The sequence below is a fragment of the Dactylosporangium sp. NPDC006015 genome, assembly GCF_040614215.1.
Classification (GTDB): Bacteria; Actinomycetota; Actinomycetes; order Mycobacteriales; family Micromonosporaceae; genus Dactylosporangium; species Dactylosporangium maewongense.
This window is the reverse complement of record NZ_JBEXUD010000004.1, coordinates 305,528-326,331: the sequence shown is the minus strand read 5'-3', so window position 1 is coordinate 326,331 and position 20,804 is coordinate 305,528. Positions and strand designations below refer to the sequence as shown.

Sequence of the window (20,804 nt, the reverse complement as noted above, 5' to 3'; positions counted from 1 at the left end):
GTAACGGCCGGCGGACACGATCGCGGGAAGTCCGGTGCGGGTCGGTGGAGAGGACGGGTCAGGTGCGGTCGACGCCACGGTTTCTGCAGGGTGTGTACCCGTTCGTCGGGAAAGGGATCGACGCGCCGGTGGCGGTCGACACGGCGCTCAGCTACACCGTGCCGGTCGGGGTGGTGACGCAGACGGTGTACTTCCGCGGCGGCAACACCACCGACGAGCTGGTGTACGTGGTGCTGACCAGGGACGGCACGCCGATGCGGTACTTCCCGATCGGGGCGAAGAGCGACGTGCACGTGCCGCTGCGGGTCGTCGAGGACCTCGACGCCGGGACGGTCGTGGAGCTGCTCGTCGGCGCCCCGGAAGGCGTCAGCGGGGCGATCGTCGTGGACCTCGGGCTCGTGGAGGTCTGATGCAGCGACTCGTCGTCATCGGCAACGGGATGGCCGGCGCGCGGGCGGTGGAGGAGATCCTGGAGCGCGGCGGGCGGGACCGGTTCACGATCACGATGTACGGGGCGGAGCCGTACGGCAACTACAACCGGATCATGCTGTCGAACGTGCTGTCCGGCGCGGAGGACGAGGACGGCATCTTCCTCAACAGCCTGCCGTGGTACGAGGCGAACGGCATCGACCTGCGCGCCGGCGTACGGGTCGAACGCATCGACCGGTTCGCGAAGGTAGTCCTCGACGACAACGGCGACGAGCTGCGCTACGACAAGCTGATCATCGCCACGGGCAGCCGGCCGTTCATCCCGCCGATCGACAACATGCACCACCCGAAACGCGGCTACCACCAGGGTGTCTTCACGTTCCGGACGATCGACGACACCCGCGGCATGATCCGGTACGCGCGGGACCACGAACGCGCCGTCGTCATCGGCGGCGGGCTGCTCGGCCTGGAGGCCGCCCGCGGCCTGCAGGCGCACGGGGTCGCGGTGACGCTCGTGCACGCCGCCGGGCACCTGATGAACGCGCAGCTGGACGCGCAGGGCGGCGCGATCCTGCGGGCAGGCGTCGAGCGGCTCGGCATCACCGTCGAGCTCACCGCCCGTACCGAAGCGGTCGAAGGCAAGGAGAAGGTGCAGGGTGTCCGGCTCTCCGGCGGCCGGGTGATCCCGTGCGACATGGTCGTCGTCGCCGCCGGCATCCGCCCCGACACGACCCTCGCCGAGGTCAGCGGCCTGACCGTCGAGCGTGGCATCGTCGTGGACGACCAGCTGCGCTGCCTCGACGAACCCGACATCTACGCGGTGGGGGAGTGCGTGCAGCACCGCGGCGAGACGTACGGCCTGGTGGCGCCGCTGTGGGAGCAGGCGCGGGTCCTCGCCGACCACGTGACCGGGCGCGACGTGCACGCCGCCTACCACGGGTCGCGGACCGCGACGAAGCTGAAGGTCGCCGGCGTCGACGTCGCCGCGATGGGGATCAGCACGCCGGCGCCCGGCGACGAGTTCGTGGTGTTCGCCGAGCCGGGCCGCGGCGTGTACAAGAGCGTCATCATCCGCGACGACCGGCTCGTCGGCGCCACCCTCCTCGGCGACGTGTCGAAGGTCGGGTTCCTGATGCAGGCGTACGAGCGGGGGCTGCCGCTGCCGGAGGAACGGGTCCGGCTGCTGTTCGACCTCGGCGGGCCCACCGCCTCGGAAAGCGCCGCGGAGCTGGCCGGCGACGCGCAGGTGTGCAACTGCAACGGCGTCACCAAGAATGCGATCACCGAGGCGGTACAGGCCACGAAGACGCTGTCCGGGGTCATGGAACGCACCAGGGCCGGGAAGGGCTGCGGCTCCTGCAAGTCGCTGGTGGCGCAGATCGTCGACTGGGCCGCGGGTGGCGCCGCCGAGCAGGACCCGTCCGCCGACTGGTACGTGCCGGGCGTACCGATGCGGAAACCGGACCTCGTCGCGGCGATCCGCGCGCAGAACCTGCGCAGCGTCTCCGCCGTGTTCGACGCGCTCGCCGGCGGCGAGGAGGACGCGAAGAGCAAGATGGGGCTCGTGTCGCTGCTGCGGATGCTGTGGGGCGACGACTACGTCGACGAACGCGACGCCAGGTTCATCAACGACCGCGTCCACGCCAACATCCAGCGCGACGGCACGTTCTCCGTCGTGCCGCAGATGAAGGGCGGCGTCACCACCCCGGACCAGCTGCGCCGCATCGCCGACGTCGCCGACAAGTACGCGGTGCCGCTGGTCAAGCTCACCGGCGGGCAGCGCATCGACCTGCTCGGCATCCGCAAGGAGGACCTGCCGAAGGTGTGGGCCGACCTCGACATGCCGTCCGGGTACGCGTACGGCAAGAGCATGCGCACCGTGAAGACGTGCGTCGGGTCCGACTACTGCCGGTTCGGCCTCGGCGACTCCACCGCGCTCGGCATCGCGATCGAGTCCCGCTTCCAGGGCCTGGAGAGCCCCGGCAAGATGAAGCTCGCCGTCACCGGCTGCCCCCGCAACTGCGCCGAGGCGTACGTGAAGGACCTCGGCGTCGTCGCGATCGACGGCGGCCGCTGGGAGATCTACGTCGGCGGCGCCGCCGGCGCCCACATCCGCAAGGGCGACCTCCTCGCCACCGTCGGCACCCCCGCCGAGGTGATGCGGCTGACGGGCCGTTTCCTGCAGTACTACCGCGAAAATGCGAACTGGCTCGAACGCACCTACGCGTTCGTCCCGCGGCTGGGCATCGACCGTCTGCGCGCGCTGATCGTCGAGGACAGCGAAGGGATCGGCGCCGGCCTCGACGAACGGATGGAGGCGGCCGTGGCCGCGTACCGCGACCCGTGGAAGGACGACCTCGACCCGGCCGTCCCCGGCCAGTTCCGCACGTCGCTGCCGCTGGTCGCGCTGCCCCAGGTTCCGGTCCGATGACCGCGACCGCCGATCCCGAAACGGCCGCCACCAGCTACCGCCTCGGACCGGTCACGGACATCCCGGTCGGTGAGGGCCGCGCGTACGCCGTCGACGGCCACCAGGTCGCGGTGTTCCGGCTACGGCGCGGCGGCCTGCGGGCCGTGTCCGCCGTCTGCCCCCACGCCGGCGGTCCCCTCGCCGACGGCCTCATCGACGCGAAGGTCGTCATCTGCCCGCTGCATCAGCACGTGTACGACCTGGCGACGGGCTGCTCCACCAACGGCCAGCCCCCGCTGCGGGTGTACGCCATCCACGAGGACGACGGCACCCTGATCCTCACCGTGTGACGCCGGGTCGCCCCTGAACACACCGGTGCCCGAGCCGGGTTGTCCGGCTCGGGCACCGACGGAGTCGCAGCCGGACGTGTCATTGTCGGTCGTCGTTGCCCGTGTCGAGTGCGTGCGGCACCGCCGGAAGAGCGGCCGGGCCGCACGCGGTCAGGACGTGGGCGATCTGGTCGCGGGCGGTGGTGTCGCCTGCGGCGGTGTAGCGGGTGAGCAGTTCGACCAGGCGGGACTGCTGGTACACGGCCGCCGGGGTCCGCAGCCGATCCACCAGGTCGCCGGTGGGCCGGCCGGCGTCCAGCAGGGCGACGAGCTCGTCGAGGAGCTGGTCTGCGACGCGGACGGCATCCGGGGTGAGGTCGAGGTCGGGCAGCACGTCCAGCCACGCGGCGACCTCCGCGGCGAGGGTGGTGTCGGTGATGTCGGAGACGATCGGGCGCAGGTCGCCGAGCATCCTCTCGATGGCGACGAGCTGGTGATGGTCGCGATAGTCGTCGGTACCGCACAGCTCCTCGAACCGCCGGCTCATCTCCGACGCAGACTCACCCGGCTGAATGAAGTCGTCGTCGGTGACCGGCAGGGCACGCAGGCGCGCGGCGGCGGCGACCGCGTCGGCTCTGCTGAACCCGAAGGCGTCGAGTGCCCGCCGGGCCACCTCGTCCGGGTGCAGGATTGCCGGCAATGCAGTCGCGGGTGCGAGGGACCGCAGGTGCACGAGCTCCCGGACCGCGAACTCGACCGGGTAACCGTCCTCGAGGGCCCAGCTGATCACCGCCGCGGCCAGGGCGACGTCGGCGCGTGGCCGGTTCCGGGGCAGCCCCAGCTGGTCGAAGTGGACGTCGGCGACGGCCGACTCGATCAGCGACAGCCATCGGTACACCGGCGGGACATCGGCGGAACGGCGGGCCAGGAGCCACTGGTGTCGGCGGGCCGGGTCGGTGGCGATCAGGTCGGGGATGAGGTCGCTCATGCGGTGAGGCGGCGCAGGGCGGCGTACGCGGGCGGGCCCCAGGTGGGTTTGCCGCCGGGACGGCCGTGGACGCCGTTGTCGCCGATGATGATGCCGGACAGGACGCGCAGGACAGCGCAGCCGCGGGCGCGGCGCAGGGTCGCGGCGTCGGGCCGGTAGGCGTCGAGGCAGCGGTCGGCGGCGCCGTCGGGCAGCAGCAGCCAGGCGGCGGCGAGGTCGTACGCGGGGTCGCCGGCGCACAGGTCGCCGAAGTCGACGACGCCGCAGAGGGCGCCGCCTTCGGTGAGGACGTTCGCCGGATGCAGGTCGGCGTGCAGCCACACCGGCGGGCCCGACCAGTCCGGTGCCGCGACGGCGTCGTCCCACACCGCCTGTACGGCTTCCGGATTGTCGACAAGTCCCTGCTCGGTGACGTACGCGAGTCCCCTCGCGAACCCGGGCGCGCGTTCGGCGAGCGGGCCGCCGCGGTCCCGGCCGGCGGGTGCGTCGGGCGGCGCCGGCTGGTGCAGCGCCGTCAGGAACTCCGCCAGCACCGGCGCCGAACCGGTGACGGGCGCCAGGTCGGCCGGTGTGCCCGGCACCCACGTGGTGATCAGCCACGGGCGCGGGAACAGCGACGACGGCTCGCCGAGCCGCTGCGGGACGGGCACCGGCAGCGGCAGGCGCGGGGCGAGCGACGGCAGCCAGGTGTGCTCCTTGCGGAGCAGGTCGTCCGCGGACCCGGTCGCCCACGGCAGCCGGACGGCGAGGTCGTCGCCGAGCCGCCACAGCTGGTTGTCCCAGCCGCGGGCGCCGAGCCGCACCGGGCGGTCGGCGAGGTCCGGGTGCTGGTCGCGGACCAGGTCCAGGACCAGGTCCGCGGTGATCTCGGTCGTGGCGTGGGTCATGTGGGATGACAGTAGCGGCTGAGACACCGCTCAGCTGGCCTCAGGGAAGTCACAGTCACCGATGGTGAGACTGTCGGCATGCAACGGGGGCGGACGGTAGCGGGATGGACGGCGGTCGGTGCGGCAGGCGTGTACGTCGCGTTGAAAGGCAGCTGGGTCGCCGGCGGCACGTTCGGGGTCAAGGACCTCGGGAACCTGACCCGCGGCGAGTGGGCCGTGGACAACCTCGTCACGGGCGGGCTCGCGGTCGCCGGGGTCGGGGTGGCGCTCGCCGCGATCCGGCCCTGGGGGATGCGGGTGCCGGTGTGGCTGGTCGCGGTGCCGATGTGGGTCGGGGCGGGCCTGCTCGCGCCGTTCGTGGTGCTGATGCCGGCGGCCGCGGCGTTGAAGGCCGCCGGTTGGTGGGAGCCGCCGCCCCCGCCGGACGGTGACCCGACGCTGCGGCCGTGGACGTTCGTCATCGTGTACGGCAGCTTCGTCGTCCTCGGTGTCGCCCTGGCGGTCGCGTTGCTGCTGTACGCCCGGGACCGGTTCAGGCCGGTCGTCGCCGGGAGCGTCGGGCAGGCGCCACGCGGGTTGACGCACGCGGCGCAGGTGCCGCTGGCGTGGGTCGCGGCGGTCATCGCGGCCGGGCTCGCGGTCCTGCGGTTGTCGTGGGTGCTCGGCGGCACGGCCGGGCTCCGCTCGGGCGTCGGTCGCGACGCGTGGCTGCGGCTGCAGGACACGGTGACGGCGGCGCAGTTCCTGTGCGCGGCGATCGGCCTGCTGGTCATGGTGCACCGGTGGGGGCCGCGGCGGCGGTTCGCGGTGCCGCTGGTCGCGACGTGGCTCGGGGCCGGCGGGATGGTCGCCGGGGGGTTCCTGAGCATGCCGACGATCCTCGCCGGGCAGCGGTGGACGGCGCACGGGCAGACCTTCGCCGGGTACGCGACCGCCACGTTCCTCACCTGCGTCGCCGGCGCCCTGATCAGTGTCGTCGCCCTGTTCCTGCTGGTGGAGCGGGCCGGGACGGTCAAGCGCGACCAGCTTTCAGCCTGACGGTACGGGGGACGGCTCGTCGCGGACCGCGCCGTGCAGGAACACCTCGACGATGTCGGCGGGGTCGCCGCCGGCCATGACGAGGTGCTGGAACATGCGGGCGAGGTATTCGGGGTCGCGGCGCAGCCGGTCCTGTTCGGGTTCGAAGAGGACCGCGAGGGCGTCGACGGTCGCGGTCATCGAGTCGCGCCGCCGGTCGCGGACCGGGGCGGCGGTCGGGTCGAGGCGGCCGGTGGTGAGGTGCCGGACGGCGCCGGCGACCGCGCCCATGCGGCTCATGTACGCCCGGAGTGTCTCGACCGCCTCGATGAGCCGGTCGGCGAGCGGCTGGTCGAGGTCGATGGCGCGGACGTGGGCGAGGGTGTCGTCGTGCCGGAGGGCCTCGGCCATGCAGGCGGCGAGCAGGGCGTCCTTGTCGGCGAACACGCGGAAGATCGTGCCCTCGCCGATGCCGGCGGCGCGGGCGACCTGGGCGGTGGTGACGCTGGATCCGTGCTCGACGACGAGGGGCAGCGCGGCGGCGACGATCATCGCGCGGCGGTCGTCGGGAGTCATCGGCGAGGAGCGTTTCCGGGGTTCGGTCATGCCTCCATCCTGCGGAGTGAGTACTCACTCCGTCAAGGGTGTCCTATCGTGATCCTTTGTGAACGGTGTGCAGCTGCTCCTGATCATCTTCGGCGGGATCACCGTCGCGGCCGTCGCGCACCGGCGCGGCGCCCAGCCCGGCCTCGTCGTCGTCATCCTCGCCGCGGCGGCGTCGTTCATCCCCGGCGTACCGCGGCTGCAGCTGGACAGTGAGCTCATCCTCGCCGTCGTCGTGCCGCCCCTGCTCTACTCCGCGACCAGGGGCGCGTCCGCCTCCAGCTTCTCCGCGAACTTCCGGCCGATCTTCACCCTCGGCGTCACGCTCGTCGTGCTCACCACCGGCGTCGCCGGGTACGCCGGGTCGCTGCTGCTGCCCGCGATCGGTCTGCCCGCCGCGATGGTCCTCGGCGCCGTCCTCGCCCCACCGGACACCATCACCACCGTCACCCACGGCGAGGCGCTCGGCCTGCCCCGCCGCGTCACCGCGATCCTCACCGGCGAGAGCCTCGTCAACGACGCGACCGCCCTGACCCTGTTCAGCCTCGCCGTCGCCGCGACCGGCGCCGGGCACACCCTGTTCGACAACGGGTTCGTGCTGTTCCTGTACAACACCGTCACCGGCATGGCGGTCGGCGCGGCCCTCGCCGTCGCGACCCTGTGGCTGCGCAAACGCCTGCACGACCCGGTCCTGGAGACGTCGGTGTCGCTGCTGCTGCCGTTCACCGCGTTCCTGCTCGCCGAACAGGTCCACGCCTCCGGCATCCTCGCCGTCGTCGTCGCCGCGTTCTCCGTGTCGGTGAACACCGCCCTCGACAAGCGCCACCAGTACCCGGGCGCCTACCGTTCCCGGCTGCAGGAGGCGACCGTCTGGCCCGTCGTCGACTTCCTGCTCGAGACGTTCGTCTTCGCGTACATCGGACTCCAGCTGAAGTTCGTCGTGCAGAGCCTCGCCTCGTCGGACACGCTGCTGCGCACCGTCGTCACCGCCGCCGTATTGCTGGTAACGGTAATTCTCTTCCGGCTCGGGTTCGTCTCCGGCTCGTTCGCGTGGTGGGGGCTGCGCCGCCGCGGCGTCGAGCACCGCGTCGCCACCGACCCCCGCGCCCAGGAACACTTCGAACGCCGCCGCCAGTGGCGCGCCCGCCGCGGCCGCACCCGCGAGGTCCTCGGCGAACCCACCCCGAAGGAGGCGCTCATCGTCGGCTGGACCGGCATGCGCGGCATCCTCACCCTCGCCGCCGCGGCCGCCGTCCCCGAACGCCTCCACGACGGCACCCCGTTCCCCGGCCGCGACGAGATCCAGGCGATCGCGCTGCTCGTCACCCTCGGCACCCTGCTCATCCAGGGCATGACGATCCCGCTGCTGGTCCGCCGGCTGCGCATCGACACCGCCGCCGAACACGCCCGCGACGCCGACCTGCACGCCCGCGGCGTCGCCGTCATCGAGGCCGCCGGCCCCGACTTCGACGCCCAGCGCGAAGCCCTCGCCACCGCCGTCTACAAGGAGGAGCTCGACGACGCCACCGCCCGCAGCCTCATCCACGACGTCGACCTCCGCCAGGCCGCCCACGACACCCAGTGACGGATCAGCGCGCCCGTTGACGGCGACCCCGGCCGGCAGGCGGATGATGGGCGGATGATCGACACGAATCCGGATGACGTCCCGGCTGGCGGCGCACGGTGGAGGGTCGCGGTCGTCGGACCCGGCGGCGTCGGCGGCCTGCTGGGCGCGGTGCTCACCCGGGCCGGAAACCCGGTGCGGTACGTCGCGACGCCCGGCACCGCGGACGCGCTCAACGCCGGCGGTGTCACCGTCGACAGCGCGCAGTTCGGGTCGTTCCACGTGCCCGCCACCGCCGGCACCCGGCTGACCGGGCCGGTCGACCTGTGCGTGCTGGCCGTCAAGGCCACCGCGCTCACCGCCGCCCTCGACGCGCTGCCCGCCGGCGGCCTCGGCGACGCCCTGATCCTGCCGCTGCTCAACGGCGTCGAGCACCTGGCCGTGCTGCGGCAGCGGTACCCGGCCGGGCAGGTCCTCGCCGGCGCGATCCGGGTCGAGTCGACCAGGACCGCACCCGGGCGGATCGCGCACACCAGCCCGTTCTCCGGCATCGACGTCGCCGGGCACGCGACGCCCCGCGGCCGCCTCGACGCGCTCGCCGCCGAGCTCCGGCACGCCGGGTTCGACGTGACCGTCCGCGACGACGAGACGGCGCTGCTGTGGGGCAAGCTCGCGTTCCTCGCCCCGCTCGCGCTGCTCACCACGCACGCCTCCGCGCCGGCCGGCACCGTGCTCGCCGACCGGCGCGCGGACCTGCACGCGGTCATCGACGAGGTCGCCGCCGTCGCGGCCGCCGCCGGAGCACCCGTCGACCCGGCCGGGATCAGGGCGATGTTCGACCGCCTCCAGCCCGGCATGAAGTCCTCGATGCTCCGCGACGCGGAGGCCGGCCGGCCGACGGAGCTCGACGCGATCGGCGGCGCCGTGCTGCGCGCCGCCGCCGGCCACGGTGTCGCGACCCCGGTCACCGCCCGTCTCGTCGCCGACCTGCGAGCCGTTGCGCGGCCGTGACACACGACGTCGACCGCCGCTGACCGCATCGGGGCAGACTCGTCCGTCATGGGGATCTTCAACCGCCGCCGCGCCGGTACCGACGACGTGGCGCTCCTCGCGTTGCAGGGCGAGGACATGATCGAGCAGCTGGCGCAGGCACACGTCACGTGGGGCCTCGGCACCGCCGACCGGTGGGGCCTCGACCAGCGCACCGGCGTCATCACCTGGACGTTTCCGGACAAGACCGCGTCCGCGCCGGCACAGATCCTGGGCAGCTTCAACGCCTCTACGTCGTCGTGGGTGTGGGCGTGGGGCAACGGAAGCATCCTGCCGGAACTGTCCGTGGCCGCCGCCCAGGTCCGCGACTGGGGCGCCGAGCGGGGACTGCCCGCGTTCACGCAGGCCCGCGTCGACGTCGACGAGGAGGGCGCAGCGACCCTCGTCGCGGTCGCCGTCCGGGTCACGAAGGCGACCGGCTTCTACCGCGCCTCCGGGACCGCGTCGGTGCCGGTCATCACGTTCGGCCCGGTCACGCTGACCGCCGCCGACGGCACCACCTCGACCTTCACCGTCGACGTGTCCTGACCCGCGCCACCGCACCGTGAACCCGATGAGCGGCGTCACGGGCCCCAGAGGCAGCAGGCGAACACCACGATCGCGGTGGTGAGGAGGAGGACGGGCACGATCAGGGCAGGCAGCATCCGCGTCTCGCCGCGGGCGTGCGCGGTGGCCCGCCGCCACCGGCGCTCGTCCGCCCGTGACGGCTCGGCCGTGAGCCGCTCGACGCCCGGCCCGCCGGCGAGCCCTGCCAGCAGCGCGTCGACGGCGTCGGTGGTGGCGCCGCGGGCGTCGAGCCAGGCCACGACCTCCGGCGGGCCGGTGCGCACCAGGGCGGCGAGCAGGTGCTCGGTGCCGACGTGCCCGGCCCGCTCCTGCGCCGCGACGTGAAACGCCTGCTCCATGACCAGCTTCGCCGCCCGGTCGAACGCCACGCCGGTCGCGGCCGACGCTCCGGCGTCAGCCTGGGCGGGCGGCCACAGGCCAACGGTGTTGCCCGGAGATCCGGCGAGCGCCGCAGCGAGGTCCTGCGGCGTCATCTCGCGCCGGCCCTCCGACGCCGCCAGCAGCGCCATGCGCTGCAGGGCTGCCCTGGCCTCGGTCGTCGTCCGCTCGATCACGGACGGAGTTGTACACGACGGCCACCCATGATCGTCAAGCTGGGCTTCACGGTCGTGGCGGAGTTCGGCGTTGATCACGCGCGGGGCGGAGGGCAGCGTGGACTGCATGTATGTGACTGACATCCAGGCCCTGGCCGCGACCGGCGTCGAAGCGCTGCGGGACCGCACCGAGATCGTCGACGCGTTGTACCGGTTCGGGCTCGGCCAGGACCTCAAGGACCGCGATCTGTTCGCGTCGGCGTTCGCCGCGGACGCCGAGCTGGACTTCCGCCCGGCGGCGGCCCGCTGGGGCGCCGACGTGCCGCTCATGACCGGCCGGGACGCGATCGTCGGGCAGATCCTTGCCCTGTTTGCCGGGCGGGTCGACACCACCCACACCGTCACCAACCCGCGCGTGCGGATCGACGGCGACCGGGCCGACCTCACCGCCATCGTCGAGGCGCAGCACCTGCTGAGCGCCGACCACGGGACGTTCGCGCTGCTGAAGAACCTCTACGACGTGGAGCTGGTCCGCGACGGCGGCCGCTGGGTCGTGCACCGGATGCGGATCGCGAACGTCTGGTACACCGGCGACCCCGCCGCGATCTTCAACGGGTAGCCAAGCCCCGGAGCCAGCCGAGGACGAGCTCGACGTCGGCATCGTCAAACCGGGCTCCACGGTACTAACTGCTGGTGAGGGCGGCGGCGAGGTCGGCGGACCGGCCGAGGAGGCGGGCGGTGGCGATCGGGTCCATGTAGTCCTGGTACAACACGATCTCGCCGGCCCGGACGCGCATGACACCGAGGGCGCGGAACCGGTACGGCCCGCCGGTCACCGCGGACCGCCCGTGGTGCTCGATCTGCGCGACGACGACTTCCGGGTCGGTGGTCTCGTGCACGACCGCGTCGACGCCGTCCATCTCGAACAGGCCGCGGGACGCCGCGGCGCCGCCGTGGTACGCGCGGATCGCGTCGCGACCCCGCAGCTCGCGGGGCTGGCCTGGCAGCGCGAACGGGTACTCCAGGACGCCGTCGGCGGCGAACAGGTCGGCGAAGGGCCCGCCCTCACCCGCGACCATTCGCCGGACCTCCTCGGCCACCTCGCGTGGCGTTCTCACCATGTCTGCCTCCACCTAGAATCGGAACGATGACCCCGGTTAGACGATACGGAACGGTGGCCCCGGTTAGCAATGGCTGAGCAACCCCTGCGCGCCGACGCCCGGCGCAACCGCGACCGCATCCTGCTCGCGGCCCGCGACGCGTTCGCCGAGGCCGGGTTCGCGGTGCCCCTCGACGAGATCGCCGCCCGCGCCGGCGTCGGCCCCGGCACCGTCTACCGGCACTTCCCGACCAAGGAGGCGCTGTTCCAGGCGGTTATCGCCGACCGGGTCGCCGGGCTCGTCGCCGAGGCGCGCGACCGGGCGGGCGACCCCGACGCCGGCGCGGCGTTCTTCGCGATGCTGTCCCGGCTCGGGGGTGAGGGCGCCGCCAAGCGGGACGCGTCCGAGGCGATGACCGTCCCCGGCCCGGTCGTCGCGGAGCTGCACGAGGCGGTCGGGGTCCTGCTGCGCCGGGCGCAGGCGGCCGGAGCGGTCCGCGCCCACATCACCGTCGAAGACCTGTTCGCGCTGCTGAAGGGGCTTTTCACCGGTATGCGCGACAGCGACGACCCGGGCCGCGCAGGACGGCTCCTCGCCGTTGTCGCCGCCGGCCTGCGCCCGCCGCACTGATCGGCGGCGCGGTCAGCCGGTCGCGTCGTAGGCCGCCGCCCACAGCCCGACCCACAGCGGGAGCCGCTGATCGCCGGAGTGGGCGCGCTGCATCATGACGACGGTCGTCGTGTCCTCGGCGGGGTCGGTGTACCAGACGGTGCCGTAGAAGCCGGGCCAGCCGTAGCTGCCGGGCGACGGGCCGGGCCGGGTGCGGCGGGTCACGACCGCCATCCCGAACCCCCAGCCCATGTCGTCGAAGTACCCGGGCCGGAACCCGGAGGTCGCCTTCTGGTGCGGCGTCAGGTGATCGGTCGTCATCAGCGCCACCGACGCCTCCGACAGCACCCGCTCGCCGTTGAGGGTGCCGCCGCCGCGCAGCATCGAGGCGAACGTGAGGTAGTCGAGGGTGGTGGAGACGAGCCCGCCGCCGCCGCTCTCGAACACCTGCGGCCGGCTCCACCGCCCGTCGGGGCGGTCCTCGACGATTGGTGCGCCGTTGGTGTCGTTGTCGCGTTCGTACGCGGTGGCGAGCCGGTCGAGGCTGCCCGGCTCGACGACGAAGCCGGTGTCGCGCATCCCGAGCGGGTCGCAGATCCGTTCGCGGAGCGCCTCCCCGAAGGTCCTGCCGGTCGCGCGGGCGATGAGGACCCCGGTCACGTTGGCGGCCGTGTCGTACATCCACCGCTCACCCGGCTGGTGCGGCAGCGGCAGCGCGCCGAGCCGGCGCAGCCACGCGTCCGGAGGCAGCTCACCGACCGCGGCGAGGGCGTCGGCGATCGGCACCGTGCCCGGCTCGGCGGGGACCATGCCGGTGCCCAGCGTGTACGTGAGCAGATGCCGCAGCGTGATCGGCCGGTCCGCCGCGACGACGTCGTCGAGGGGTCCGGCGGGATCGGCGAGGACGGTCATGTCCGCCAGCTCCGGCAGCAGCTTGTCGACCGGTTCGTCGAGGCCGAGGGTGCCGTCGTCGACGAGCGTCATCGCGCACGCCGCGACGACCGGTTTCGACGTGGACCCCATGCGGCAGATCGTGTCGGCGGCCATCGGCGTACCGGCGCCGGCACCGTCGAACGCGAGGCTGCCCACGGCTTCGACGTGGACCTCCCCCCGACGCGCGACGAGCGCCACCATGCCCGGCACGAACCCGGTGTCGACCTCGTGCTGCAGGAGCGCTCGCAGTCTGGCGGTCACGCACCGCACGCTACACGCCGGCGGCGCTTCGAGAGCGGGGCGGCGTGCAAGATACGTGTCATGAGTGGACCGTTGCGGGGTGTGCGGGTGGTCGAGCTGGCCGGGATCGGGCCGGGGCCGTTCGCGGGGATGATGCTGGCGGATCTCGGCGCGGACGTGGTGCGGGTCGACCGGGTCGGGTCGGGCTCGCCGATCGCGCCGCCGGCGGCGACCAACCTGCTCAACCGGGGCAAGCGGTCCGTCGCCGTCGACCTGAAGGACCCCGACGGGGTCGCGACCGTGCTCGCGTTGGCGCAGCGGGCTCATGTACTGGTCGAAGGCTGGCGGCCGGGGGTCGCGGAGCGGCTCGGTGTCGGGCCGGAGCAGGTCCACGCCGTGAACCCGGCGCTCGTGTACGGGCGGATGACCGGCTGGGGGCAGGACGGGCCGCGGGCCACGACGGCCGGGCACGACATCACGTACCTGGCGCTGTCGGGGGCGCTGCACGCGATCGGCCGGGCCGGTGGGCCGCCGCAGGTGCCGGTGAACCTCCTCGGCGACTTCGGCGCCGGCGCGATGTACCTCGTCGTCGGCGTCCTCGCCGCGCTGCGGGACGCGGAGCGGACCGGCCGGGGGCAGGTCGTCGACGCGGCGATCACCGACGGCGCCGCGCACATCACCACGATGCTGCACAGCATGCTGGCCGTCGGCCTGTGGCAGGACCGCCGCGGCGTCAACATGATCGACACGGGGGCGCCGTTCTACGACGTGTACGAGACCGCCGACGGCCGTCACGTGGCGGTGGGCGCGTTCGAGCCGCAGTTCTATGCCACGCTCGTCGCCACCCTCGGCCTGACGGATCTGCCGGACCAGCTGGACGTCGCGCAGTGGCCGGTGCTGCGGGAGCGGCTCGCCGCGGCGTTCCTGACGAAGACCCGCGCCGAGTGGTCCGCGCTGTTCCACGACGGCGACGGCTGCGTCACCCCCGTACTGTCGCTGCACGAGGCGCCGCAGGACCCGCACCTGCGGGCGCGGGGCACGTTCGCCGACCACCTCGGCGTCGTGCAGCCGGTGCCGCAGCCCCGGTTCTCCACCACCCCCGCGACCCTGACCGGCCCGCCGCCGCTGCCCGGCCAGCACACCGCGGAGGTCTTGAAGGACTGGGGCCTTCAGGACGAGTAGCCGGGCGCCCCGGTGCAGCGGTCGATGACCGGGGTCGTCGGCCGCAGCGTCGCCGGGTCGAACTCGACCCGCCACTCCTGCCCGTCGACGGTCTTCGCGACGAGGCTGTTCCCGACGACCGCGGCGGAGGCGAACGTCCACGCGTCCAGCCCGTGCCCGGCGTACGGATCGTGCACGAAGCAGGCGACGGTCGAGGTGCCGTCGCGGCTGAGCAGCCCGTCACGCGACCGCAGCCGCAGCGTCCGCTCCTGCCGCACGATCACGTCCTGCTCCCACGCGACGACCCGCACGTCCGGGCCCGACGCGACGACCGCGGGCGCGTGCGGGTCGTACTCCTCCGCGGCGACGGACACGAGCCCGGCGGCGCCGACGGCGAGACCGAGCAGGCCGATGCCCGTCTGGATGAGCAGCCGCCGGGTGCTCTCCGGCATGAGCCCGAGCACCGCGACGATCGCCACCATCGCGGCGACGAACCCCACCAGGAACGGGTCCGCGAGCGGCTCGAACGCGACGTACCTGGCGTGCGCGGCCACCGCCGCGGCGACCGTGACCACGACGGCTCCGGCGGCGACGCCGAGCATGACGACAGCGGTCCTACGGCCCATGTGGACATTCTCGCAGGACGATGCGAGACGGCGGGGTACCGTGCCGGTCGAGGGCAAGTTACTCTCGGGTAGGTGAGCACTGAGGCTTTCGTTTACGACGCTGTCCGCACCCCGCGCGGGCGTGGCAAACAGAACGGCTCGCTGCACGGGGTGAAGCCCGTGTCACTGGTCGTCGGGCTGATCGACGAGCTGCGCCGCCGGTATCCCGGGCTCGACCCGGCCGACATCGACGACGTCGTCCTCGGCGTCGTCTCCCCGATCGCGGACCAGGGGTCCGACATCGCCAAGACCGCCGCGATCGCCGCCGGCCTGCCGGACACCGTCGCCGGCGTGCAGCTGAACCGGTTCTGCGCGTCGGGGCTGGAAGCCGTGAACGTCGCCGCGCAGAAGGTCCGCTCCGGCTGGGAGGACCTCGTCCTCGCCGGCGGCGTCGAGTCGATGTCGCGGGTGCCGATGGGCTCCGACGGCGGCGCCTGGGCGATGGACCCGGAGACGAACTACGAGACGCGGTTCGTGCCGCAGGGCATCGGCGCCGACCTGATCGCCACGATCGAGGGCTTCAGTCGCGAGGACGTCGACGCGTACGCCCTGGAGTCGCAGACCCGCGCGGCGAAGGCGTGGGCCGGCGGGTACTTCAACCGGTCCGTCGTGCCCGTCCGGGACCGCAACGGCCTCGTCGTCCTCGACCGGGACGAGCACCTGCGCGCCTCCACCCTCGAAGGACTCGGGCAGCTGCCGGCGTCGTTCGCGATGATCGGTGAGATGGGCGGCTTCGACGCGGTGGCGTTGCAGCGGTACCACTGGGTCGAGCGGATCGAGCACGTGCACACCGCCGGCAACTCCTCCGGCATCGTCGACGGCGCGTCGCTCGTCATGGTCGGCAGCGAGGCCGCCGGGGCGCGGGCCGGACTCACCCCGCGGGCGAGGATCGTCGCCGCCGCGGTCAGCGGCGCCGACCCGACCATCATGCTCACCGGCCCCGCGCCCGCGACCCGCAAGGCCCTCGCGAAGGCGGGCCTGACCGCCGCCGACATCGACCTCGTGGAGATGAACGAGGCGTTCGCAGCGGTTGTACTGCGCTTCGCCAAGGACATGGACTTCGACCTGGAGAAGGTCAACGTCAACGGTGGCGCCATCGCGATGGGTCACCCGCTCGGCGCGACCGGCGGCATGCTGCTCGGCACGCTCGTCGACGAGCTCGAACGCCGCAGCCTGCGGTACGGCCTGGCCACGCTGTGCATCGGCGGCGGCATGGGCATCGCCACCATCGTCGAGCGAATCTGAAGGGCGCGCAGCACATGACCGACACGATCCGCTGGGACCGTGGGGACGACGGCGTCGTGGTCCTCACCCTCGACGACCCGGCGCACTCCGCCAACACGATGAACGACGCGTTCGCCGCCGACCTCGGCACGACCGTCGACCGGCTGACCGCCGAGAAGGACACCATCACCGGCGTCGTCATCACGTCGGCGAAGAAGACGTTCTTCGCCGGCGGCGACCTGCAACGCCTCGGCAGCCTCGGCCCCGACCAGGCCGCCGACGTGTACGCCTCCTCCATGCACCTCAAGGGTCTCCTGCGCCGCCTCGAAACGCTCGGCCGGCCGGTCGCCGCCGCGATCAACGGCTCCGCGCTCGGCGGCGGCCTGGAGATCGCGCTCGCCTGCCACCACCGCATCGTCGCCGACGACGCCCGCATCGAGATCGGCTTCCCCGAGGTGACGCTCGGGCTACTGCCCGGCGCCGGTGGGGTCGTGCGCACCGTGCGGCTGCTCGGCATCGCGCAGGCGCTGCTCACCGTCCTGCTCCGCGGGCAGCGGCACCGGCCTTCCGCCGCCCTCGAACACGGCCTGGTGCACGAGGTCGCACCCCGCGACGAGCTGCTCTCCCGGGCCAAGGCGTGGATCGTCGCGAACCCCGGCGCGGTCCAGCCGTACGACGTGAAGGGCTACCGCATCCCCGGCGGCACCCCGGCGCAGGCGTCGTTCGCGGCGAACCTGCCCGCGTTCCCGGCGACGCTGCGCAAGGAGCTCAAGGGCGCCCCCTACCCGGCGCCGCGCAACATCCTCGCCGCCGCCGTCGAAGGCGCCCAGGTCGACCTCGCCACCGCGTTCGCCATCGAGGGCCGGTACTTCACGGAGCTCGCCACCGGGCAGATCGCCAAGAACATGATCAAGGCGTTCTTCTTCGACATGCAGCAGGCGAACTCCCGTGGCGCCTCCGCGGCGCCGTTCGGCAAGGTCGCCGTGCTCGGTGCGGGGATGATGGGCGCGGCGATCGCGTACGTGTGCGCGAAGGCCGGCATGCAGGTGCTGCTGAAGGACGTCACCGTCGAGGCCGCCGCCCGCGGCAAGGAGTATTCGGTCCGGGTCCTGGCGAAGAAGCCGTTCCTGCCGGCTGAGGAGATCCTCGGCCGGATCACGCCGACGGCGGACCCGGCGGACCTGGCCGGGTGTGACCTGGTGATCGAGGCGGTGTTCGAGGACCCGGCGCTGAAGCACAAGGTGTTCGCGGAGGTCCAGGACGTCGTGGCGCCGGACGCGCTGCTGTGCTCCAACACCTCGACACTGCCGATCTCCGCGCTCGCGGAGGGGGTGACGCGGCGCGAGGACTTCGTCGGGCTGCACTTCTTCTCGCCCGTGGACAAGATGCCGCTCGTCGAGGTGATCCGCGGCGCCGGCACGTCGGCTGCCGCTGTCGACCGGGCGCTGGGTGTCGTCCGGCAGCTGAAGAAGACGCCGATCGTCGTCAACGACAGCCGCGGGTTCTTCACCAGCCGGGTCATCGGCACGTTCACCGGTGAAGGGCTGCTCATGCTCGCGGAGGGCGTGGCGGCGCCGTCGATCGAGCAGGCGAGCCTGCAGGCCGGCTACCCGGCGGCGGTGCTCGCGCTGATGGACGAGCTGACCCTGACGCTGCCGCGGAAGATCCGGCTCGCGTACGGCGACGCGTGGACCCCGACGCCCGCCGACGCGCTCATCGACCGGATGATCGACGAGTTCGGCCGGCCGGGGCGCTCCGGCGGGGCGGGCTTCTACGAGTACGTCGACGGCAAGCGCGACCGGCTGTGGCCGGGCCTGCGCGAGCACTTCGCGTCCGCCTCCGCTGAGATGCCGTTCATCGACATGCAGGAGCGGATGCTGTTCGCCGAGGCGCTCGAGTCGGTGAAGTGCCTCGACGAGGGCGTGCTCACCAGCGTCGCGGACGCCAACGTCGGCTCGATCCTCGGCATCGGGTTCCCCGGCTGGACCGGCGGCGTCCTGCAATACATCAACCAGTATTCGGGCGGGCTGCCCGGGTTCGTCGCCCGCAGCCGCGAGCTCGCCGCCCGCTACGGCGCCCGCTTCGAACCGCCGGCGCTGCTGCTGCGCAAGGCGGAGGAGGGCTCGCAGTTCGTCTAGGAGCAGTCCTCTCGATTCTACGTAGTCGCATGGTCACTCTACGTTACGGTCTTCGGTTGCGGGGCGGCGGGCCTGTCGTCGCCCTCCAACCGGGGGACGGACGGGGGAGACCGCGATGGCGGCGTTCGGGGTGCTGCTGCGACGAGGCCCGGCACGGACTCTGTCGGCGTTGGCGGCGTCGGTACTGGCCGCGATCGGCGGGACCCTCGCGGTGCCGGGTTCGGCGGCCGCCGCTGAGCTCGCGCAGCAGCACATCACCTGGACGGACACCGCGGACACACCGCTGACCACCGGCACCGTCTCCGTCGCGGCGGTCGCCTCGTCCGGGCTGCCCGTCTCCTACACCAGCACCAGCGGCGATGTGTGCACCGCCGACGGCGACGTCGTCACCCTGCACCGGCAGGGCCGCTGCACGATCCGCGCCACCCAGGCCGGCAACGCCTCCTTTGCCGCCGCGGAACCGTCGAGCTCGTCCTTCGCCGTCCTCGGCCGCGCCCAGAAGATCACGTGGACCCCGACCCCGGACGTCTCGGTCACCGCTGGGACGGTCCGCGTGTCGGCGACCGCGTCGTCGGGGCTCGCCGTCATCTACCGGACCGCGACGCCCCGCACGTGCAAGGTCAAGGGCGGCACCGTCACCCTTGTCGCCGGCGGCACCTGCACCGTGCGCGCCACCCAGCCCGGCAACGACGAGTACGCCCCGGCGCCCCGCGCCGACGACTCGTTCATTATCGGAAAACTGGCGCAGACAATCCGGTTTTCCCGCCCCGCCGACACGGCGATGACGACCGGCACCGTCCACATCGACGCCACCGCGACGTCCGGGCTCACGGTGACCGTCACCAGCCGCGACCGCACGGTGTGCACCGTGTCGGCCCGCCGGGTGACGCTGGTCGGCGCCGGCACCTGTGTGCTGCGGGCTGCGCAGCCCGGCAACGGCAGGTACGCGCCCGCACCCCGGGTCGAGCGGCGGTTCACCGTCGGCCGGGGCGTTCAGACGATCGAGTTCCCCACGCCGGGCCCGGCGCCACTGCCTGCCGGCACGGTGACGGTCACACCGTCGGCGTCGTCGGGCCTGCCGGTCACCGTCACCAGCGCGAACCTGGCCGTGTGCACCGTCGCGGGCGCCTCTTCCCCAGGACCTTCCTCCTCCGCCGGCTCTTCGTCTGAAGATGCGTCCGTCGGTGACTCATCCGCTCCCGGCACTGCCGCCGACGCACCTGCCGCCGGGGCTTCCACCAGCGGTTCTTCCAGCGGCGGCACCTCCGCGGGGAACTCTTCCACCGGGACCTCCACCGGCGGCACTTCCGCAGGCGGCGCTGCCGGCGGGACGATCGTCACGCTGCACACCGTCGGCACCTGCGTGCTGCGCGCCACCCGGGGTGCCACCGGGGACTGGTCGGCCGCAGCGGCCGTCGAGATCAGTTTCCCCGTCGTCAAGGGCACCCAGACGATCACGTTCCCGCCGCCACCCATGACCGCGGCCGGTGCGACCGTCACGCTGCGGGCGACCGCATCGTCCGGGCTGCCCGTCACCTACACCGCGTCGACCCCTGCCGTCTGCACCGTCGCCGGCGCCGTCGCGGCCCTTCGCGTCCCCGGCGCGTGCGCGGTACGCGCCGGCCAACCCGGCGACGGCCGCTGGGACCCGGCACCCGCCGTCGACGCCACCTTCACGGTCACCGGCGACGCGCAGACGATCACGTTCCCCGCCCCGCCCACCACACCCCTCACCGACGAAACCGTCCACGTGTCCGCGACCGCGACGTCCCGATTGCCGGTCACCATTACCAGCAATACGCCACAGGTGTGCACCATCGCCGGCACCGCCGTCACGCTCCGCACCCCGGGCAGATGCACGGTGACGGCAACCCAGCACGGCGACGCCACCCATGCCGCCGCCCCGCCGGTGACCCACACGTTCACCGTCGCCCGTGGCGCGCAGAGCATCACGTTCCCGCAGCCTGACACCCGGTCCGTGCTCGACGGCCCGCTGACAGTAGCGCCGTCCGCAACGTCATACCTGCCGGTCTCGGTGTCCAGCAGCACCCCGGACGTCTGCACCGTCACCGGCTCCGTCCGGAACACCGCGGCGGGCAGCACACCTGACAACGCACCTGACAACACGCCGGACGACACCACGGATAGCGCCGCACCAGGCAGCACACCTGACAACGCACCAGACGACACCACGGATAGCGCCGCACCCGGCAGCACACGTGGCAGCGCACCAGGTCTCACCACGGATGGCGCCGTGACGGGCAGCGCACCTGGCAGCGCACCTGGCAGCGCACCTGGCAGCGCACCTGGCAGCGCACCTGGCAGCGCACCTGGCAGCGCACCTGGCAGCGCACCTG

General features: G+C 73.0%; 20 protein-coding genes. 13 read left to right on the top strand and 7 right to left on the bottom strand.

The window, feature by feature from the left end:
• Positions 1–62: 62 nt before the first annotated feature.
• Genes ABZ321_RS10015 through ABZ321_RS10005 form a run of 3 tightly spaced genes read left to right on the top strand, consistent with a single transcriptional unit; the run spans position 63 to position 3,189 of the window.
• Positions 63–410: a molybdopterin oxidoreductase gene (locus ABZ321_RS10015; protein ID WP_354890702.1), complete on the top strand. Its 348-nt coding sequence runs from the start codon at positions 63–65 to the stop codon at positions 408–410.
• Positions 410–2,860 carry a nitrite reductase large subunit NirB gene (gene nirB / locus ABZ321_RS10010; protein WP_354890700.1) on the top strand — a complete coding sequence of 817 codons (2,451 nt, stop codon included), beginning with the start codon at positions 410–412 and terminating at the stop codon, positions 2,858–2,860. The genes ABZ321_RS10015 and nirB overlap by 1 nt, the downstream gene beginning before the upstream one ends.
• Positions 2,857–3,189 (top strand): Rieske (2Fe-2S) protein, encoded by a 333-nt coding sequence (locus ABZ321_RS10005; protein ID WP_354890698.1) that lies wholly within the window; start codon positions 2,857–2,859, stop codon positions 3,187–3,189. The genes nirB and ABZ321_RS10005 overlap by 4 nt, the downstream gene beginning before the upstream one ends.
• Before the next feature lie 79 nt (positions 3,190–3,268).
• Here ABZ321_RS10005 and ABZ321_RS10000 read toward each other — a convergent pair whose 3' ends face one another.
• Together ABZ321_RS10000 and ABZ321_RS09995 are read right to left on the bottom strand one after the other, a co-directional pair.
• Positions 3,269–4,156, bottom strand: coding sequence for a hypothetical protein (locus ABZ321_RS10000; protein ID WP_354890696.1), 888 nt, complete (start codon positions 4,154–4,156; stop codon positions 3,269–3,271).
• Complete coding sequence (locus ABZ321_RS09995; protein WP_354890694.1) at positions 4,153–5,043, bottom strand: aminoglycoside phosphotransferase family protein; 891 nt, start codon at positions 5,041–5,043, stop codon at positions 4,153–4,155. The genes ABZ321_RS10000 and ABZ321_RS09995 overlap by 4 nt, the downstream gene beginning before the upstream one ends.
• A gap of 78 nt (positions 5,044–5,121) precedes the next feature.
• Between ABZ321_RS09995 and ABZ321_RS09990 the strand changes: the two genes are divergently transcribed.
• A complete protein-coding gene (locus ABZ321_RS09990; protein ID WP_354890692.1) occupies positions 5,122–6,081 on the top strand; it encodes a hypothetical protein in 960 nt (319 codons plus the stop codon).
• Here ABZ321_RS09990 and ABZ321_RS09985 read toward each other — a convergent pair.
• A complete protein-coding gene (locus ABZ321_RS09985) occupies positions 6,073–6,666 on the bottom strand; it encodes a TetR/AcrR family transcriptional regulator (protein ID WP_344504890.1) in 594 nt (197 codons plus the stop codon). The genes ABZ321_RS09990 and ABZ321_RS09985 overlap by 9 nt on opposite strands.
• A gap of 58 nt (positions 6,667–6,724) precedes the next feature.
• On the opposite strand from ABZ321_RS09985, the gene ABZ321_RS09980 reads away from it, so the two are divergent.
• Genes ABZ321_RS09980 through ABZ321_RS09970 form a run of 3 tightly spaced genes read left to right on the top strand, consistent with a single transcriptional unit; the run spans position 6,725 to position 9,805 of the window.
• A complete protein-coding gene (locus tag ABZ321_RS09980) occupies positions 6,725–8,248 on the top strand; it encodes a sodium:proton antiporter (RefSeq protein WP_354890690.1) in 1,524 nt (507 codons plus the stop codon).
• A gap of 54 nt (positions 8,249–8,302) precedes the next feature.
• A complete protein-coding gene (locus tag ABZ321_RS09975) occupies positions 8,303–9,238 on the top strand; it encodes a 2-dehydropantoate 2-reductase (RefSeq protein WP_354890688.1) in 936 nt (311 codons plus the stop codon).
• A gap of 48 nt (positions 9,239–9,286) precedes the next feature.
• Positions 9,287–9,805, top strand: a complete 519-nt coding sequence (locus ABZ321_RS09970) for a DUF6882 domain-containing protein (protein ID WP_354890686.1) — start codon at positions 9,287–9,289, stop codon at positions 9,803–9,805.
• Between the two features lie 35 nt (positions 9,806–9,840).
• Here the strand turns inward: ABZ321_RS09970 and ABZ321_RS09965 are convergent, their stop codons facing one another.
• The gene (locus ABZ321_RS09965) at positions 9,841–10,398 is read right to left on the bottom strand and encodes a hypothetical protein (RefSeq protein ID WP_354890684.1); all 558 of its coding nucleotides are present in this window, start codon (positions 10,396–10,398) and stop codon (positions 9,841–9,843) included.
• A 106-nt stretch (positions 10,399–10,504) separates the two neighbouring features.
• Here ABZ321_RS09965 and ABZ321_RS09960 point away from each other — a divergent pair, with 106 nt between their 5' ends.
• On the top strand, positions 10,505–10,996 hold the full coding sequence (locus ABZ321_RS09960; RefSeq protein WP_354890682.1) for a nuclear transport factor 2 family protein: 492 nt from the start codon (positions 10,505–10,507) through the stop codon (positions 10,994–10,996).
• A gap of 64 nt (positions 10,997–11,060) precedes the next feature.
• On the opposite strand, the gene ABZ321_RS09955 is transcribed toward ABZ321_RS09960, so the two are convergent.
• Positions 11,061–11,498 carry a nuclear transport factor 2 family protein gene (locus ABZ321_RS09955; RefSeq protein WP_354890680.1) on the bottom strand — a complete coding sequence of 146 codons (438 nt, stop codon included), beginning with the start codon at positions 11,496–11,498 and terminating at the stop codon, positions 11,061–11,063.
• A 69-nt stretch (positions 11,499–11,567) separates the two neighbouring features.
• Here ABZ321_RS09955 and ABZ321_RS09950 point away from each other — a divergent pair, with 69 nt between their 5' ends.
• Positions 11,568–12,107, top strand: a complete 540-nt coding sequence (locus ABZ321_RS09950; protein WP_354890678.1) for a helix-turn-helix domain-containing protein — start codon at positions 11,568–11,570, stop codon at positions 12,105–12,107.
• 12 nt (positions 12,108–12,119) lie between these two features.
• On the opposite strand, the gene ABZ321_RS09945 is transcribed toward ABZ321_RS09950, so the two are convergent.
• A complete protein-coding gene (locus ABZ321_RS09945; RefSeq protein WP_354890676.1) occupies positions 12,120–13,280 on the bottom strand; it encodes a serine hydrolase domain-containing protein in 1,161 nt (386 codons plus the stop codon).
• Between the two features lie 60 nt (positions 13,281–13,340).
• Here ABZ321_RS09945 and ABZ321_RS09940 point away from each other — a divergent pair, with 60 nt between their 5' ends.
• Positions 13,341–14,441 carry a CaiB/BaiF CoA-transferase family protein gene (locus ABZ321_RS09940; RefSeq protein WP_354890674.1) on the top strand — a complete coding sequence of 367 codons (1,101 nt, stop codon included), beginning with the start codon at positions 13,341–13,343 and terminating at the stop codon, positions 14,439–14,441.
• Here ABZ321_RS09940 and ABZ321_RS09935 read toward each other — a convergent pair.
• Positions 14,429–15,046: a hypothetical protein gene (locus tag ABZ321_RS09935; RefSeq protein WP_354890672.1), complete on the bottom strand. Its 618-nt coding sequence runs from the start codon at positions 15,044–15,046 to the stop codon at positions 14,429–14,431. The genes ABZ321_RS09940 and ABZ321_RS09935 overlap by 13 nt on opposite strands.
• Positions 15,047–15,118: 72 nt before the next feature.
• On the opposite strand from ABZ321_RS09935, the gene ABZ321_RS09930 reads away from it, so the two are divergent.
• The 3 genes from ABZ321_RS09930 to ABZ321_RS09920 form a co-directional block, all read left to right on the top strand.
• Positions 15,119–16,330 (top strand): acetyl-CoA C-acetyltransferase, encoded by a 1,212-nt coding sequence (locus ABZ321_RS09930; RefSeq protein ID WP_344504879.1) that lies wholly within the window; start codon positions 15,119–15,121, stop codon positions 16,328–16,330.
• Between the two features lie 14 nt (positions 16,331–16,344).
• Complete coding sequence (locus tag ABZ321_RS09925; protein ID WP_354890670.1) at positions 16,345–18,447, top strand: 3-hydroxyacyl-CoA dehydrogenase NAD-binding domain-containing protein; 2,103 nt, start codon at positions 16,345–16,347, stop codon at positions 18,445–18,447.
• Between the two features lie 115 nt (positions 18,448–18,562).
• A partial coding sequence (locus ABZ321_RS09920; RefSeq protein ID WP_354890668.1) for a hypothetical protein occupies positions 18,563–20,804 on the top strand: 2,242 nt, incomplete at its 3' end.

Excerpts from the sequence above, each read along its gene's own strand:
- ABZ321_RS09985 (WP_344504890.1), bottom strand. The coding sequence starts at position 6,666 with ATGACCGAACCCCGGAAACGCTCCTCGCCGATGACTCCCGACGACCGC.
- ABZ321_RS10000 (WP_354890696.1), bottom strand. The coding sequence starts at position 4,156 with ATGAGCGACCTCATCCCCGACCTGATCGCCACCGACCCGGCCCGCCGA.
- ABZ321_RS09995 (WP_354890694.1), bottom strand. The coding sequence starts at position 5,043 with ATGACCCACGCCACGACCGAGATCACCGCGGACCTGGTCCTGGACCTG.
- nirB (WP_354890700.1), top strand. The coding sequence starts at position 410 with ATGCAGCGACTCGTCGTCATCGGCAACGGGATGGCCGGCGCGCGGGCG.
- ABZ321_RS09975 (WP_354890688.1), top strand. The coding sequence starts at position 8,303 with ATGATCGACACGAATCCGGATGACGTCCCGGCTGGCGGCGCACGGTGG.
- ABZ321_RS09990 (WP_354890692.1), top strand. The coding sequence starts at position 5,122 with ATGCAACGGGGGCGGACGGTAGCGGGATGGACGGCGGTCGGTGCGGCA.
- ABZ321_RS09935 (WP_354890672.1), bottom strand. The coding sequence starts at position 15,046 with ATGGGCCGTAGGACCGCTGTCGTCATGCTCGGCGTCGCCGCCGGAGCC.
- ABZ321_RS09925 (WP_354890670.1), top strand. The coding sequence starts at position 16,345 with ATGACCGACACGATCCGCTGGGACCGTGGGGACGACGGCGTCGTGGTC.
- ABZ321_RS09960 (WP_354890682.1), top strand. The coding sequence starts at position 10,505 with ATGTATGTGACTGACATCCAGGCCCTGGCCGCGACCGGCGTCGAAGCG.
- ABZ321_RS09955 (WP_354890680.1), bottom strand. The coding sequence starts at position 11,498 with ATGGTGAGAACGCCACGCGAGGTGGCCGAGGAGGTCCGGCGAATGGTC.
- ABZ321_RS09970 (WP_354890686.1), top strand. The coding sequence starts at position 9,287 with ATGGGGATCTTCAACCGCCGCCGCGCCGGTACCGACGACGTGGCGCTC.
- ABZ321_RS09950 (WP_354890678.1), top strand. The coding sequence starts at position 11,568 with ATGGCTGAGCAACCCCTGCGCGCCGACGCCCGGCGCAACCGCGACCGC.
- ABZ321_RS10005 (WP_354890698.1), top strand. The coding sequence starts at position 2,857 with ATGACCGCGACCGCCGATCCCGAAACGGCCGCCACCAGCTACCGCCTC.
- ABZ321_RS09940 (WP_354890674.1), top strand. The coding sequence starts at position 13,341 with ATGAGTGGACCGTTGCGGGGTGTGCGGGTGGTCGAGCTGGCCGGGATC.